The organism is Paenibacillus sp. VCA1, from assembly GCF_031583795.1.
Taxonomy (GTDB): Bacteria; Bacillota; Bacilli; order Paenibacillales; family Paenibacillaceae; genus Paenibacillus_AQ; species Paenibacillus_AQ albilobatus.
On the sequence record NZ_JAVLSX010000001.1, the window covers coordinates 2501 to 17862 of the forward strand.

Below are 15362 nucleotides of genomic sequence, written 5' to 3' on the forward strand. Positions count from 1 at the left end.
TGTATATTACAGAAGCGATATGATAAATATGGCGGCGTAGCTCAGCTGGCTAGAGCGTACGGTTCATACCCGTGAGGTCGGGGGTTCGATCCCCTCCGCCGCTACCATACATATTTGGAGACTTAGCTCAGCTGGGAGAGCATCTGCCTTACAAGCAGAGGGTCGGGGGTTCGATCCCCTCAGTCTCCACCATGTATGCCGGTGTAGCTCAATTGGTAGAGCAACTGACTTGTAATCAGTAGGTTGGGGGTTCAAGTCCTCTCGCCGGCACCATCTGAATAATGCGGAACCGTGGTGTAGAGGCCTAACATGCCTGCCTGTCACGCAGGAGATCGCGGGTTCGAATCCCGTCGGTTCCGCCATTCAATTTCATACGGATTTCCACAAAGGAAAGTGGGAAGATGAATATCAACCACTTTATTTTGTTTGTAAGGCTCGGTAGCTCAGTCGGTAGAGCAGAGGACTGAAAATCCTCGTGTCGGCGGTTCGATTCCGTCCCGAGCCACCTTATATGGAGGCTTAGCGAAGTGGCCAAACGCAGCAGACTGTAAATCTGTTCTCGTACGAGTTCGGTGGTTCGAATCCATCAGCCTCCACCAGTTTTATGAGCCATTAGCTCAGTTGGTAGAGCACCTGACTTTTAATCAGGGTGTCGAAGGTTCGAGTCCTTCATGGCTCATCCAAAGACCATTAACCGTTTCGGTTGGTGGTCTTTTTGTTTTTCGCAAATGTTTTTTAGAAAAAACGCTAGCCGATCAGCTCCGTGTTGAAATCCCCCAAAAGCTATTCCTTTCAAACGAACCCGTTTTTCGGAATTTGCTCCGCAATATGATAAAATAAGAAACAAAAATGGCAAAGTGGTGGAGACATCGATGGTGGAGATGGAAACATTACGTACCAAGTTGGAGCAAATCGTCGGGGCGCCTTTGCGCATCAAGCAGTTGACCAAGCAGCAATCAGAGATCGTATTCGATCAAACCGAACATCAGGATCAGGGTACAACATCCAAGGGACATACAACAGGCAGCGGACGAAAGCGCAAGCTAAGGGATTCCGTCGTCGTGGATGAAAGCGTTTGGTATCCTCTTTATGCAAAAAACGGGCATATTCATGTATTAGAGGCTCCCATGCACGAAATTAGCCGCGAAGCAATGCAGCTCATTGAGCTGCTTGTATCCCAAGTCAGACCGCAAAACGATGAACCTACCGCGGTTCAAGCCGAAGAAGAACGGGAGGTTCTTCGATTCAGCGCATGGCTGATGGAACAGCTGGACCAGGAACGCGGCGATAGCGATATTCCGGATGACTTGGAAATCAAACGCCGTTTGAGCGGCGAAATGATCCCGTTTCTCTTGACATCAGAAAGCGTTCATGCCGTCGAGGTTCATCGGATGCAGCTGAAGAAGCTGCTGAAAAGCTATTTTGACGGGGAAGTGGTGCTTGTGCCTCTTCGCAGCCATGAATGGCTGATTTTGGCGAAAAAGGAGCTGGTCATTGGCGCCGGAGAGGATAAAGACGAAGAAAACGCCGAATCCGAGACGGACATGCTTTCGGCTTTTTGCCTGGGGCTGTACGAATTGATCGCAAACGAATGGGTCGGGACCTTCCATTTGTCCGTGACGCCTTCCTTTATGCCGGCCAAGACTTTGCCTTCTACGGTGAGTCTTCTCAGGGAGACGATATTTTTAGGGCGGACGTTCCATGTCGCGAAGCATGTCCATTTCCCGTGGGAGCTGCTGCTGGAGAGGCTTATATACAGCATCCCTCTGGATCAACGCAGGCTGTTTTTGGAGCAGGCGGGGGATTACGGGGTGTTGTTTTCCGACAACGAAACGTTATCGACGCTCGAAACCTTTTTTCAGCTTGATTGCAACGTCAGCGAGACGGCCAAACGGTTATATATTCACCGGAATACGCTTTTATACCGTCTGGATAAGATCAAACAAGAGACCGGACTGGACGTCAGAAGCTTCGGAGACGCGGTGTTGGTGAAGCTGACGATGTTATTGTATAAAGTAACGAAAAGAAAATAGGTTTTTTGTGCAGTTTGTGTATAGCCAGTCTGTAGGGGTTAGGTTATTATAATACTATAAAAATGTATTCGATTTCATAATATACACTTAAGGGGGCAAATCTCATGGCAGGTGTACGTTTAGAGCATATTTTCAAAAAATATCCGGGTTCCGACAAAGCGACGGTTAAGGATATCAGCCTTGATATTCAGGACAAGGAGTTTTTGGTACTGGTAGGACCTTCCGGTTGCGGTAAATCCACTACCCTTCGTATGATCGCCGGTTTGGAAGAGATTTCGGAAGGAAAGCTTTACATCGGCGACCGCGTCGTGAACGACGTCGCTCCTAAAGACCGCGATATCGCGATGGTATTCCAATCTTACGCTTTGTATCCTCACATGAACGTATATCAAAACATGGCATTTGGCCTGAAGCTGCGTAAAGTGAAGAAAGACGAAATTGACAAACGTGTACGTGAAGCAGCAAAAATCCTCGACATCGAGCATTTGCTTGATCGCAAACCGAAGGCTCTCTCCGGCGGTCAGCGTCAACGTGTTGCCTTGGGCCGCGCGATCGTGCGTGATCCGCAAGTCTTCCTTATGGACGAACCGCTTTCCAACTTGGACGCTAAACTTCGCGGTCAGATGCGCGCGGAAATCACGAAACTGGTTAAACGTCTTGAAACCACATGTATCTACGTAACGCACGACCAAACAGAAGCCATGACCATGGGTGACCGTATCGTCGTTATGCAAGACGGCATCATTCAACAGGCTGCTTCTCCGGAAGTACTGTACAACAGCCCTCAAAACCTGTTCGTTGCCGGATTCATCGGTTCCCCTACGATGAACTTCATCAACGGTACACTGAGCGAATCCAATGGAGCCGTACGTTTCCGCGCCGAAGGTCTGGACGTTGAAGTTCCGGGCGGAAAAGCTCAGCTTCTGAAAAGCAAAGGTTATATCGGTAAAGAGGTTGTTATGGGCGTTCGTCCGGAAGATATCCACGAAGAGCCTGTATTCATGGAAGCTTCTCCAAACACGATCTTTACTTCCCATGTAGATGTTACGGAAAACCTGGGTCACGAAATGCTCCTCTACCTGAGCGGCGTTGGCAGCGACACGGTAATCGCCCGCGTCGACGGACGTTCCAACACTCGCGAAGGAAGCAGCGTTCGTCTTGCCGTAGATATGAACAAAATTCATATCTTCGACAAAGAAACTGAATTGAACGTATTGTTGACGGACTAATCCAGGCGGTATGCCTGAAACCGAAAGGCCGCCCATATGGGCGGCTTTTTATATTGGTTAAAACGGTAAAAGACACGTTGGCTCACCGGCAGCGGCTGCCCGGTTCCGCTCCAGTTGGCCGGCATTGCATTCATTGGAAATTTCCGATACGATGAGTACATTAGATTCGTTGGAATCGCCCAAGAACAGCAAAGGGGCTGAATTCTGAGCCAATCGGACAGAAAGGAAGATCTGACATGGCCAAAAAAGTGAAAGTAGCAGAATTGGTACAGCAATTTCAGCTGGAAGTGATATCCGGTGAGCAAGGATTAAAACGGGTCATAACAACCGATGACTTGAATCGTCCGGGCCTGGAAATGGCCGGTTATTTTGAGTATCATCCGCAAGAACGGGTTCAGCTGCTCGGAAGAACGGAGCTGGCCTTTTTTAGCATGCTTAAGCCGGAAGAACGGAAAGATCGCATGGAGCGCCTGTGCGGTGAAGTCACTCCCTGCATCGTGGTTACGAGGGGACTCGACGTGCCGGAAGAGCTTGTTCAAATGAGCCAGGAAAAACATGTTCCCGTACTGCGGAGCAGCATGGCGACGACCATTTTATCCAGCCGCATTACGGGATTTTTGGAAAGAAGGCTTGCGCCGACGACGACCATTCACGGCGTATTGTGCGACGTGTACGGCGTGGGGATGCTGATCACGGGCAGCAGCGGCATCGGAAAAAGCGAAACGGCGCTGGAGCTTGTCAAAAGGGGCCACCGGCTGATCGCCGACGATGCGGTCGAAATCCGCCAAACGTCGGACAGCCAATTGCACGGCACGGCTCCTGAGCTCATCCGTCACCTGTTGGAAATCCGCGGCGTCGGCATCATTAATGTCATGACGCTGTTTGGCGCCGGAGCCATCCGCAACAATAAACGCATTACGCTTGTCGTGAAACTGGAAGCTTGGCAGCAGGATAAGCAGTACGACCGCCTTGGCCTGGATGAAGAAACGACACGGATTCTGGATACCGATATTCCGCTCGTGACGATTCCGGTTCGCCCTGGCCGAAACCTGGCCGTCATCATCGAGGTCGCGGCGATGAACTATCGCCTGAAGCAGATGGGTCTGAACGCGGCCCTGCAATTCACGAACAAGCTGACCGCAACGATTGCGGAAGACATGGAAGATATGGATTAGGAGAGTGAAAATATGGCCACATTGCTGCTCAATCCAATCGCTTTTTCGATTGGTTCCTTGTCCGTCCACTGGTACGGCCTAATATTAGGCTTCGGTGCGCTGGCAGGGCTTCTGATTGCCATCCGCGAAGGCAAAAGGTTCGGCATTCAGCCGGAATTTTTTATGGATTTGCTGCTGCTTGGCGTGCCTTCGGCCATTATCGGCGCGCGGATTTATTTTGTCGCGTTTAAATGGGATGATTATAAGGATCATCTGGTCGATGTCTTCAAAATATGGAACGGCGGGATCGCCATTTACGGTGCCCTGATCGGCGCCATCATTTGCGCGGTCATCTATTTCCGGTACAGAGGTTATAATTTCTGGCGGATTGCGGACATTTGCGCTCCCGCGTTGTTGACGGGGCAAATGATCGGGCGCTGGGGCAACTACGTCAACCAGGAAGCCTACGGCGGACCGGTCGAGGAATCGTTTCTGCGGGATCGGCTCCACCTTCCGAACTTTATCGTGGACCAAATGAATGTGCAGGGCGTATACCATCACCCGACATTTTTGTATGAATCGTTATGGAGCCTCGTGGGCATTATTATTTTATTCGTTCTCCGCCGCCAAAGATTTTTGCGGGCTGCCGAGCTGTTTTTGAGTTATTTCATCTGGTATTCGATCGGACGCTTTTTTATCGAGGGGCTTCGTACCGACTCGCTGGCCTTTATCGGGCCGAACTGGCTGGCGTCGTTTGTAAACGGGCTGTGGAAGCCGATGGAATGGTTCGGTTTCGAGCATGGAGCGCTGGATCCTGCTTACGGCAACGTAAGGATCTCGCAGCTGCTGGCCATTTTCATCGTTGTTGCGGCCGTCATCATTATTATCGTGCGTCGTGCAACGGGCAAAGCGGAGGTTCGTTACCTGGATCCGATTTATTCCACCAAAGCATCCCATGACCATGTTCCTGATGCAGCGGGTGAGGAAACCGGCGCAGAACGCGACGAACCGCCTGCAGAAGCCGTAAAAGACAATCAATCGGAAGAGAACACGGAGGACAAAAAGGAGTAATTGCAGCATGATAGACACCGTATTGTTCGATTTGGACGGAACGATCGTGGACACGAACGAATTGATTATCAGCTCATTTATGCATGTGTTGGAAAAGCACGGGCTTGCGCCGCTGACGCGGGAAGAAATGATTCCGAAAATGGGGGCTACGCTGGAACAGCAGCTTCATCATTTTTCCGGCCTCGGGGATATTACGGCGCTCCACAAGACGTACCGGAGCTACAACGATGAGCATCATGACGCGATGGTAGAGCTTTTTCCCCATGTGGAGGAAGTCGTGCGTGGGCTTCATGGGAAAGGAATACGCCTGGGCGTTGTAACGACGAAAAATAAACCCGGAACGATCCGGGTCTTGGACATGTTCGGCCTGCAAAAATATATGGACGCGGTAATTACGCTGAACGACGTCGAGCATCCGAAACCGCATCCCGAGCCTGTGCTGAAGGCGGTCCAGCTGCTGGGTTCGGATCCTGCCCGCACGTTGATGGTCGGAGACAGTCCGATGGACATCCAGTCGGCTAAAGCCGCGGGCGTATTGGCGGCGGGAGTGGCTTGGTCCTTAAAAGGCGAAAAAACGCTGTTGGAGTATAAGCCGGATTACATACTGAAGGACATGCATGATCTATTTTCGCTGGTAGAACAGGAGTAGAGCATTGTGAGAAAAGTGACGCGGTATCCGGTGGAAGGGCCAAACGCGCTTTGGCAAATCTACAAGACCGTCAGCCCCTGGAAAGGGGTCAAAAATTTCATCTGCATTCAGGCGGCGCGGTACTGCCCGATCCTTCCGCTCAAAAACTGGATTTACCGGCATCTGATCGGCATGCAGGTCGGCGAGCACACGGCGTTTGGGCTGATGGTGATGGTCGACGTGTTTTTTCCCGAAAAGATCCGCATCGGCAAAAACTCGATTATCGGCTATAACTCTACCATTTTGGCGCATGAATATTTGATTGACGAATACCGGCTCGGAGAAGTTGTGATCGGGGATCATGTCCTCATCGGGGCGAACACCACCATTCTTCCGGGCGTGACGATCGGGGACAGGGCGGTCGTTGCGGCCGGGGCCGTCGTACATAAGGATGTGGCTCCGGGGGCGTTCGTCGGCGGCAATCCGCTTCGGGATTTAAAACGCAGCAGCGACATCGACGCAGAGGACGAGCCGGTAGCGGTGGGATCGCGGTGGCCGGACGGATAAGCGTGTACCTTGATTCATGGTAAAGACTCAAAACATCCAAAGCAAGCTAGAGCATCCTCAGCAGCTTTGGGTGTTTTTTGTGATACAAGAAGTTTCATGAAAGTACGTCAGAAGACGTTTTTCTTCTCGTTATATGCTGCCTTGGTTCTATTAAAAGGCATGATAGATGACGGTTTTTAGATATCCGGACTTTTTACGCAATGGTTACAGTATCGTCGTATTTTCTTTTTTTCTGGCGCATTTGGTAGAAAGTATAGTATTTTTAGATAGAGAGGATTTTTTTGGGGAGTTCGCTAGAGACAACTAGACCGTAACGCGCAGGGGAAATCAATGAATACGGGAGAGTTTGCATGTTAAAGAAAAAAGAACGCATTATGGAGCTGGACATTTTCCGCTCTTTTGCCATCATGGCCGTATTGTTTATTCATGCTACATCCACGACGCTGGTGACGACGAAAGGAACCTCGTCCTATTATCCGTTTTTGTTCATCAATACTTTCAGCAAATTCGCCGTGCCTGTCTTTATTTTTTTGAGCGGGTTCGTGTTATTTTACAATTATTTGGACAAGCCGCTGAATAAATCGATGCTGAAAACTTTTTATACCAAACGATTGCTATACATATTAGTCCCGTATATTTTAGTCTCATTTTGCTATTTTATTCTGAATACGTACGCCAAGGGAAAGCTTGGCCTTCCACTTACGCAGCTCGGGCATGATTTTGGCCTCCAGTTGTTAAAAGGGACCGCCCACACCCATCTGTATTATGTGATCATCATGCTGCAGCTGTACATATTGTTTCCGCTTTTTCTATGGTGGTTCCAAAAACAACGGTCCATTTTGCCGTGGGTGGCGTTGATCGGTTTTGCCATTCAATGGCTGTATACCTATCTGAATAAATACGGTTTTCATATGCCTCAAGCCGGAGTCTATGGGCAAGGCATCAAACTGCCGCTTCCCAAAGGAAGTATCGCGTTTTCCTATATGTCCTTCTATTTATTCGGCGCGTTGATTGCAGCCCACTATTCGCAGCTGAAAGAATGGCTGATAATGACCTGGGGGGGCTTCAAAAGCGGAAAAGGCATCGTCTGGATTGTGATCTGGGCGGCCTGGCTTGCCGTGGGGATCCTGAATGTGAATCTCTATTATCTAGGCATCAAAATCAACACTTTATGGTATGAGCTCGTGTGGGACGTGCATTGCTTGTTGTCTTGCATCGTGCTGATGCAGGTCTCCTATTTGATTTACCGGCATGGCTGGAGATGGCTCAGCGGAGCATTGACGTCTATGGGAGCATGCTCATTCGGCATTTTCCTGCTGCATCCGGCGCTGTTGTTTTTGTACCGCAAAATTCCTGCCCATGGAGGCACGCTGGAATATGCCGCGCGGATTGCGGGAGGATGGATCATCGCCCTGGGGGTGTCGTGGCTGGTCGTCTATATTGCCTTCCGTTACGTGAGCTGGTCCTGGATTTTCTTCGGAACGGCGCCGAAACGTCCGCAAAAACAAATGGAAGACCAAACCGTCAAACTCAATATGTAATGATGTAATGATGTAATGATGTAATGATGTAATGATGTAATGATGAAGCCGTCCGGTTATGCCGGGCGGTTTTTATATGCCTGACAAGCGGGGTAATTGATTGGTAAAATGTCGGTAACAGCAAGTGGAATCTAAAAAGGTTTGTAAACCGGGAATATCCGGTCGGGCATCGTTGACGGAAACGACATTTCATGTTAATATATCCATTATTCTTTAATTTGGTAGTATGGTAGCACTTTAACGTAATGAAGAAATTAAACATAAATAACCTGAAATTATTGAGGTGAACCTTCGTGACGAAACCAAAAGGTTTTGAAAAACCGGTCGGTGTTCGCGACTACTTGCCGTATGCCGTGGATAAGCTGCGCACGATCGAGCGCAATGTGCTCGACTGCATGAGCCGCTGGGGATATCGGCAGATCATGACGCCGACGATGGAATTTTACGATACCGTGGGCGTGGCCAGCTCGACGTCCGACCAGAAGCTGTTCAAGCTGCTGAACAACCGCGGCACGACGCTGGTGCTCCGTTCGGATATGACTTCTCCCATTGCGCGGGTGGTTTCTTCCCTGCTGAAAGAAGAGCCGCTGCCGATCCGCCTGTCGTATCATGCCAACGTGTTTCGGGCGTTTGAGGAGGAGGCGGGACGCGAAGCCGAGTTTTTCCAAACCGGGGTGGAGCTGGTCGGAGACGATTCGCCGGAGGCGGATGCCGAAGTGGTGGCGCTGGCGATCGAATCGCTCAAAGCGGCGGGGGTCTCTACCTTTAGGATCGCCATGGGCCACGTCGGCTTTCTGAATGGGCTGTTCGAGGAGGTGCTGGCCGGCGAAGATCAGGCGCAGCAGACGCTTAAGCAGCATTTGCTTGACCGCAATTACGTCGGCTTCCGTCAAGCGATCCGGGAGTTGTCCATGTCCGATTCGCAGCGGGAAAAGCTCGAGGCCATCCTGCGCCTGCGCGGCGGAAAGGAAATTTGCGATGAGGCGTTGGCGCTGAGTGAGCATGAGCTTGCGCGGACCTCGATCAGCCATCTGTGCAAGGTGTGGGAGGTATTGGAGGCCTACGGCGTATCCGAGCATGTTCTGATCGATCTGACGATGATCGGCGATTTTTCTTATTATACGGGCATGACGTTTGAAGGTTATGCGGCCGAAATCGGTTTTCCGGTGTGCAGCGGAGGAAGGTACGACAATTTGCTGCGCCAGTTCGGAAGGGATGTGCCGGCAACCGGCTTTGCGCTCAAGACCAACCGGATTCTCGACGGCGTACACGGCAGCGTGGAAGAAGCGCAGCAGCCCATACTTATCAGGTATACAGCGGCAAATCGCCATCGGGGTCTCGCGCGTGCGGGAGAGCTCAGAAAGCAGAGCCGGGCGGTTGTGACGCAGCTGATCCAGGACGGGAACGAAAATCGGACGGGAAACGAAAAGCTTTATGCCGCAGTGGAGACCTTCTCGTAAAGAGAAACGAATATGAACCGAACGGTGAAAACAACCAAAAAGGAGGGAGAATGTTGGCTGAGACATTAAAGGTAGCGATGCCGAAAGGACGGATATACAAAAAAGCGGCGGAGCTGTTCCGCAAAGCCGGTTTGCCGATCGAGGCGGAGGTGGATGAAACCCGTAAGCTGGTCATCGATTTGCCGGAGCTCGGCATGGAATTCATTTTGGCCAAACCGGTGGATGTGCCGACATACGTGGAATACGGCGCGGCGGATATCGGCATCGTCGGCAAAGACGTCTTGATGGAAGAAAACAGGGACGTATACGAGCTGCTGGATTTAGGCATCGCCAAATGCCGCATGTCGGTCATCGGACTGCCGAACTGGCAGCCGGGGATACAGCAGCGGGTAGCAACGAAATATCCGAACGTGGCATCCCAATATTTTCGCGAGCAGGGGCAGCAGGTCGAAGTCATCAAGCTGAACGGTTCCATCGAACTTGCGCCGCTGATCGGTCTTGCCGACCGCATCGTGGATATGGTGGAGACCGGGCAGACGCTGAAAGAAAACGGGCTGGTCGAAATGAGCCGGATTTTTGACATCACCAGCCGCCTGATCGCCAACCGGGTAAGCTACCGGATGAAAAATGCGCAAATTCAATCGTTATGCGACCGTCTGCAAAAGGCGATTGCCTCTGAAGCATAAAGCTGCCTTCAGGCAGGACTACACGGATGACGAGAGCGAGGAGAGATGGGAAATGAAAGTGGTGTCTGTTGAACAATTCGATCTGCGCAGGGAAGTCGATTACGGAACGCCGGAGCAAAACGAAACCGTAAAGAAGATCGTTCATGACGTCAAAACCGGAGGGGACGCAGCGCTGCTTCGCTATACGAAAGAGCTGGATCATGCGGAGCTTACCGCGGGCATGCTGCGGGTGACTCAAGCCGAGCTGGATGCGGCGTACGAACAGGTCGATGATTCTTTTGTTCAAGCCATCTCGGCTGCCGCCCGAAACATCCGTGAATTCCATATGCGGGAGAAACGCAATTCGTGGATGGATCTTCAGCCCGACGGCAGCATTCTGGGGCAAATCATCCGGCCGCTGAAGCGCGTCGGCGTATACGTTCCGGGTGGGAAGGCGGCGTACCCTTCTTCGGTGCTGATGAATGTCATCCCGGCGCAGGTTGCGGGCGTTCCCGAAATCGTGATGGTCACGCCGCCTTCGACCGGCGGAGAAGAAGGGATTAATCCGTACATTCTGGTGGCGGCCGCGGAAGCGGGCGTTCACGAAATCTACCGCGTCGGCGGCGCGCAGGCCATCGCGGCACTCGCTTACGGCACGGAAACGATCGCCCCGGTCGATAAAATATGCGGCCCGGGCAACATCTACGTAGCGCTGGCGAAACGAGAGGTATACGGCGCCGTCGATATCGACAGCATTGCCGGGCCGAGCGAGATCGTCGTGCTTGCCGACGAGTCGGCGGATCCCGAGTTTGTGGCGGCCGACCTGCTATCGCAGGCGGAGCACGACGAGATGGCGTCGGCCATTCTCGTGACGCCGTCCCGCAAGCTGGCCGACCTTGTTGCCGCCGAAGTCGGGCGCCAGCTCGAGCTGTTGCCGAGACGGGCCATTGCGGCGGCATCGGTGGAACAATACGGGGCGATCATCGTGACCAGGTCGCTGCAGGAGGGAATATCGGTCGTAAACCGTTTGGCGCCGGAGCATTTGGAGCTGATGGTCGCGGATCCGATGGCGCATGTCGGCCTGATCGAAAATGCAGGGGCCATTTTCCTCGGCGCTTACAGCTCGGAGCCTGTCGGGGATTACTTCGCGGGTCCGAACCACATCATTCCGACGAACGGCACCGCGAGATTTTCCTCGCCGGTGGACGTGGACGATTTTATCAAGAAATCGAGCATGATTTACTACAGCAAGGAAGCCCTGCTTGCGAACGGGGCGGCGATTATGGAGCTGGCGCGCGGCGAAGGGCTGGAGGCGCATGCCCGGGCTATCGAGGTCCGGTTAAAACGGGAAGGAAAGGCAGGAGAAAACCATGGAATTTAATCAGGCAAACGGCGAAAGAAGCGCAAGCATCAGCCGCAAAACGAACGAAACGGACATCAAGCTGGCATTTTCCGTCGACGGCACGGGCGTATCGGAGCTGGAAACGGATGTGCCGTTTTTGAACCATATGCTGGACCTGTTCGCCAAGCACGGACAATTCGACTTGAAAGTGCAGGCGCGCGGGGACATTGAGATCGACGATCATCATACGGTAGAGGACATCGGCATTTGCCTCGGCCAGACACTTCGTGAGGCGCTCGGCGACAAAAAAGGCCTCAAGCGTTATGCCAGCGTCTTCGTGCCGATGGACGAAGCGCTTGCCCAGGTCGTGATCGACATCAGCAACCGGCCGCATTTCGAATACCGTGCGGAATATCCTTCTTCGCAGGTCGGCAGCTTTTCGACGGAGCTTGTGCATGAGTTTTTGTGGAAGCTTGCGCTGGAAGCGCGTATAACGCTCCATGTGATCGTGCATTACGGGCAAAACACGCACCACATGATCGAAGCGGTGTTTAAGGCGCTTGGCCGCGCGTTGGATGAAGCCACGGGCATTGATCCGCGCGTGACAGGGGTTCCATCCACGAAAGGAGTGCTGTAAGTGGCGATCGCGATCGTGGATTACGGCATGGGCAATCTGCACAGCGTGAGCAAAGCCGTGGAACGTCTCGGCGCCGAGGCGCTTGTGACTGGCGACCGCGCAGCCATCATGGATGCGGACGGCATCATTTTGCCCGGCGTGGGCGCGTTCGGCGACGCGATGGAGCATTTGCGGGATAGCGGACTTGACGGCGTCATGAAGGAGGCGGCTGCCGCAGGCAAACCGCTGCTCGGGATTTGCCTCGGCATGCAGCTGCTGTTCAGCAGCAGCGAAGAGCATGGCCGTCATGAAGGGCTCGGCCTTTTGCCTGGCCGGGTCATCCGTTTTGCGGAAGGGAACTATAAAGTGCCGCATATGGGATGGAACCGGCTGGAGTTTCTCCAGAAGAATAACCCGCTGCTGGCGGGGCTTGCGGAAGGGCATGTCTATTTCGTGCATTCGTATCATGTTCTTCCGGAGGTAAAGACGGATCTGTTGGCGGTGACGGATTACGGACAGCCGGTAACGGCCATCGTCGGCCGCGGCAGCGTGTACGGCATGCAGTTCCATCCGGAAAAAAGCGGGGAGCTCGGCATGGAGCTGCTGGGACGTTTCCTTTCGCTTTGCGGCGCGGGCGTTCGGAACTAAGGTGGCGCACAGCACGGGGGCGTGCCGTTTCGTCGGCATCGATTGCGGGGGAGAACGGCAGGCTTGATGTCCGGATCTTGACCAAAACCTTAAATCATGGGTGATTCAGGCGTTTCACGAAAAAGGGAAAGCGGGGAGTTATTCGATGTCATTCATCATCTATCCGGCCATTGATATCCGCGGAGGCAAATGCGTCCGCCTGATTCAAGGGGATTACAATCAAGAAACCGTTTATAACGACAGTCCGCTGGCTGCGGCCAAAGCATGGGAAGCGCAAGGCGGTGCTTACATTCATCTGGTGGATCTGGACGGAGCGAAAGCCGGGCACCCGGTCAACGACGAGGTGATCGGCCAAATCGCGGCGGGCGTAAACGTGCCGGTTCAGGTCGGAGGCGGGCTCAGGACGGTGAGCCACGTCAAACGCCTGCTTTCCCTCGGCGTAAGCCGCGTCATTATCGGCACCGCTGCGATCGAAGACCGGGCGTTTACGGAAGAGGTGCTCGGGACCTACGGCGACAAGGTGGCGATCGGGATCGATGCCCGGAACGGCTACGTGGCGACCCGCGGCTGGCTGGAAACGTCGGAGGTCAAAGCGGAGGAACTCGCGAAGGAGCTGGCTGCCAAAGGGGCCGAAACGTTCATTTTTACCGACATTTCCAGGGACGGCATGATGCAGGGGCCAAACGTGGACGCCATCGTATCGTTGGCGAAAAGCAGCGGTCGGACCGTCATCGCCTCCGGCGGCGTCAGCGTCCTTGACGACTTGGTGCGCTTGAACGAACACGCCAGCAACGGCGTGGGCGGCGCCATCGTCGGCAAAGCCTTGTATACGGGCAGCATTGACCTTGCGGAAGCGGTAGAGGCATTAAAATAGAAGCGTACGATACGTGACGTCAAAGGTTACGCATTTGATCGCGCCGATTGATGAGGGGGGGACAAAACCATGCTGGCAAAACGCATCATTCCATGTCTGGACGTGAAAGACGGTCGGGTGGTTAAAGGGGTCAATTTCGAAAATTTGCGCGATGCGGGCGATCCGGTCGAACTTGCGGCATTATATGACCGCGAGGGCGCCGACGAGCTCGTATTCCTGGATATTTCGGCCTCCGTGGAAGGAAGGCAGACGATGGTGGAGGTCGTTCGCCAAACGGCCGGCGAAATCGCCATTCCGTTTACGGTCGGCGGAGGGATTTCGAGTGTCGATGATATGACCCGCATCCTGCGGGCAGGCGCCGACAAAATCGGCATCAACACGGCGGCGGTGACGAATCCGCAGCTGATCGCGGACGGTGCGCGGCGCTTTGGCTCGCAGTGCATCGTCGTGGCCGTGGATGCCAAATACAACGAGGCCTGGGGCGAATGGGAAGTTTACACGCACGGCGGCCGCAAAGCCTCGGCAATTCGGGCCCTTGAGTGGGTGAAACAAGCGGAGAAGCTGGGAGCGGGCGAAATTTTGCTGACCAGCATGGATGCCGACGGCACGAAGGACGGCTTCGACCTTCCCCTGACGGCCGCCGTCTCTGACGCCGTTCGGATTCCCGTCATCGCTTCGGGCGGAGCGGGCACGAAGGACGACTTCGTCGACGTGTTTACGAAAGGAAAAGCGGATGCGGGGCTTGCAGCCACCATCTTTCACTATAAGGAAATTTCGATACCGGAGCTTAAGCAGGATTTGAAGCAAAAAGGAGTTGAGATCAGATGACGAATGAGCTGCAAACGCAATCCTGGGAGCTGGTGCAGGAGCAAATCAAATTTGATAAGGACGGGCTTGTCCCGGCCATCGTGCAGGATGCCGCAACCAAAGACGTGCTGATGATGGCTTACATGAACGGGGAATCGCTGAAACGCTCGATGGAAAGCGGCGAAACTTGGTTTTGGAGCCGGTCGCGCGGAGAGCTGTGGCATAAGGGCGGAACCTCGGGCAACACGCAAAAAATCGTCTCCGCGCGTTATGATTGCGACGGCGATACCTTGTTGTTTCTGGTAAAACCCGCGGGACCGGCGTGCCATACCGGCGAGACGACCTGCTTCTACCGCGGGTTTGCGTCTCCTGCACTCGCTTCGGCGGAGTCGGGAACTGACGAGGCTTCCGGCGGATCTCGTTTCGCGGTTCTGGAGGAGCTGGAGCAAATCATCGCCGTGCGGGAAAAGGAGCGGCCGGAAGGCGCTTATACGACGTATCTTTTTGACAAAGGCATCGACAAAATCCTGAAAAAGGTCGGCGAGGAGACGGCGGAAACGATTATCGCCGCCAAAAACAAGGATAATGCCGAGCTGCGCCTTGAAGTCAGCGATTTGATCTATCACCTGCTTGTTCTGCTTCAGGAACGCAAGCTGCCGCTTGACGACATTATGGCCGAGCTGGAACGCCGCCACGAGCGTCCGCGCAGGGACTAGAAAGGGAGTGA

Annotated in this window: 16 protein-coding genes and 7 tRNA genes; 22 read left to right on the forward strand and 1 reads right to left on the reverse strand. The window is 53.4% G+C overall.

The features are described from left to right. Positions 1–30: 30 nt before the first annotated feature. The 9 genes from RJP21_RS00015 to RJP21_RS00055 all read left to right on the forward strand — a co-directional run bounded on the left by RJP21_RS00015 (position 31) and on the right by RJP21_RS00055 (position 3262). Positions 31–107: transfer RNA gene (locus RJP21_RS00015), tRNA-Met, on the forward strand. Positions 108–116: 9 nt separating this feature from the next. Then, positions 117–192 (forward strand) — tRNA-Val (locus RJP21_RS00020). A gap of 5 nt (positions 193–197) precedes the next feature. Next, positions 198–273: transfer RNA gene (locus tag RJP21_RS00025), tRNA-Thr, on the forward strand. Positions 274–285: 12 nt separating this feature from the next. Then, positions 286–362, forward strand: a tRNA-Asp gene (locus RJP21_RS00030). A 70-nt stretch (positions 363–432) separates the two neighbouring features. Continuing rightward, a tRNA-Phe gene (locus RJP21_RS00035) sits at positions 433–505 on the forward strand. 8 nt (positions 506–513) lie between these two features. Next, positions 514–599 (forward strand) — tRNA-Tyr (locus RJP21_RS00040). A 7-nt stretch (positions 600–606) separates the two neighbouring features. Next, positions 607–679, forward strand: a tRNA-Lys gene (locus RJP21_RS00045). Positions 680–872: 193 nt separating this feature from the next. Further along, positions 873–2033: a PucR family transcriptional regulator gene (locus tag RJP21_RS00050; protein WP_310857561.1), complete on the forward strand. Its 1161-nt coding sequence runs from the start codon at positions 873–875 to the stop codon at positions 2031–2033. Between the two features lie 104 nt (positions 2034–2137). Next, entirely contained in the window at positions 2138–3262 is a 1125-nt protein-coding gene (locus RJP21_RS00055; protein WP_160039769.1) for an ABC transporter ATP-binding protein, read from the forward strand. Here RJP21_RS00055 and RJP21_RS00060 read toward each other — a convergent pair. Continuing rightward, positions 3259–3396: a hypothetical protein gene (locus RJP21_RS00060; protein WP_310857562.1), complete on the reverse strand. Its 138-nt coding sequence runs from the start codon at positions 3394–3396 to the stop codon at positions 3259–3261. The genes RJP21_RS00055 and RJP21_RS00060 overlap by 4 nt on opposite strands. Before the next feature lie 102 nt (positions 3397–3498). On the opposite strand from RJP21_RS00060, the gene hprK reads away from it, so the two are divergent. The 13 genes from hprK to hisIE all read left to right on the forward strand — a co-directional run bounded on the left by hprK (position 3499) and on the right by hisIE (position 15351). After that, positions 3499–4437, forward strand: a complete 939-nt coding sequence (gene hprK / locus RJP21_RS00065; RefSeq protein WP_160039767.1) for an HPr(Ser) kinase/phosphatase — start codon at positions 3499–3501, stop codon at positions 4435–4437. Between the two features lie 12 nt (positions 4438–4449). Next, positions 4450–5487: a prolipoprotein diacylglyceryl transferase gene (gene lgt, locus RJP21_RS00070; protein WP_310857563.1), complete on the forward strand. Its 1038-nt coding sequence runs from the start codon at positions 4450–4452 to the stop codon at positions 5485–5487. 7 nt (positions 5488–5494) lie between these two features. After that, positions 5495–6136 (forward strand): pyrophosphatase PpaX, encoded by a 642-nt coding sequence (gene ppaX, locus RJP21_RS00075; protein WP_310857564.1) that lies wholly within the window; start codon positions 5495–5497, stop codon positions 6134–6136. A gap of 6 nt (positions 6137–6142) precedes the next feature. Then, positions 6143–6682, forward strand: coding sequence for an acyltransferase (locus RJP21_RS00080; protein ID WP_310857565.1), 540 nt, complete (start codon positions 6143–6145; stop codon positions 6680–6682). Positions 6683–7032: 350 nt separating this feature from the next. Continuing rightward, positions 7033–8223, forward strand: coding sequence for an acyltransferase (locus tag RJP21_RS00085; RefSeq protein WP_310857566.1), 1191 nt, complete (start codon positions 7033–7035; stop codon positions 8221–8223). A gap of 293 nt (positions 8224–8516) precedes the next feature. Beyond that, the gene (locus tag RJP21_RS00090; protein WP_310857567.1) at positions 8517–9683 is read left to right on the forward strand and encodes an ATP phosphoribosyltransferase regulatory subunit; all 1167 of its coding nucleotides are present in this window, start codon (positions 8517–8519) and stop codon (positions 9681–9683) included. A gap of 53 nt (positions 9684–9736) precedes the next feature. Next, complete coding sequence (gene hisG, locus RJP21_RS00095; protein ID WP_310857568.1) at positions 9737–10369, forward strand: ATP phosphoribosyltransferase; 633 nt, start codon at positions 9737–9739, stop codon at positions 10367–10369. Positions 10370–10421: 52 nt separating this feature from the next. Next, positions 10422–11729, forward strand: coding sequence for a histidinol dehydrogenase (gene hisD, locus RJP21_RS00100; RefSeq protein WP_160039761.1), 1308 nt, complete (start codon positions 10422–10424; stop codon positions 11727–11729). Further along, positions 11719–12327: an imidazoleglycerol-phosphate dehydratase HisB gene (gene hisB, locus RJP21_RS00105; protein ID WP_310857569.1), complete on the forward strand. Its 609-nt coding sequence runs from the start codon at positions 11719–11721 to the stop codon at positions 12325–12327. The genes hisD and hisB overlap by 11 nt, the downstream gene beginning before the upstream one ends. Further along, a complete protein-coding gene (gene hisH, locus RJP21_RS00110) occupies positions 12328–12954 on the forward strand; it encodes an imidazole glycerol phosphate synthase subunit HisH (RefSeq protein WP_310857570.1) in 627 nt (208 codons plus the stop codon). It abuts the gene before it with no gap. A gap of 145 nt (positions 12955–13099) precedes the next feature. Beyond that, complete coding sequence (hisA, locus tag RJP21_RS00115; protein WP_310857571.1) at positions 13100–13828, forward strand: 1-(5-phosphoribosyl)-5-[(5-phosphoribosylamino)methylideneamino]imidazole-4-carboxamide isomerase; 729 nt, start codon at positions 13100–13102, stop codon at positions 13826–13828. Positions 13829–13897: 69 nt separating this feature from the next. Continuing rightward, positions 13898–14656: an imidazole glycerol phosphate synthase subunit HisF gene (gene hisF, locus RJP21_RS00120; protein ID WP_310857572.1), complete on the forward strand. Its 759-nt coding sequence runs from the start codon at positions 13898–13900 to the stop codon at positions 14654–14656. Continuing rightward, positions 14653–15351, forward strand: coding sequence for a bifunctional phosphoribosyl-AMP cyclohydrolase/phosphoribosyl-ATP diphosphatase HisIE (gene hisIE, locus RJP21_RS00125; RefSeq protein ID WP_310857573.1), 699 nt, complete (start codon positions 14653–14655; stop codon positions 15349–15351). Before hisF ends, hisIE begins: the two co-directional genes overlap by 4 nt. Positions 15352–15362 lie beyond the last annotated feature (11 nt).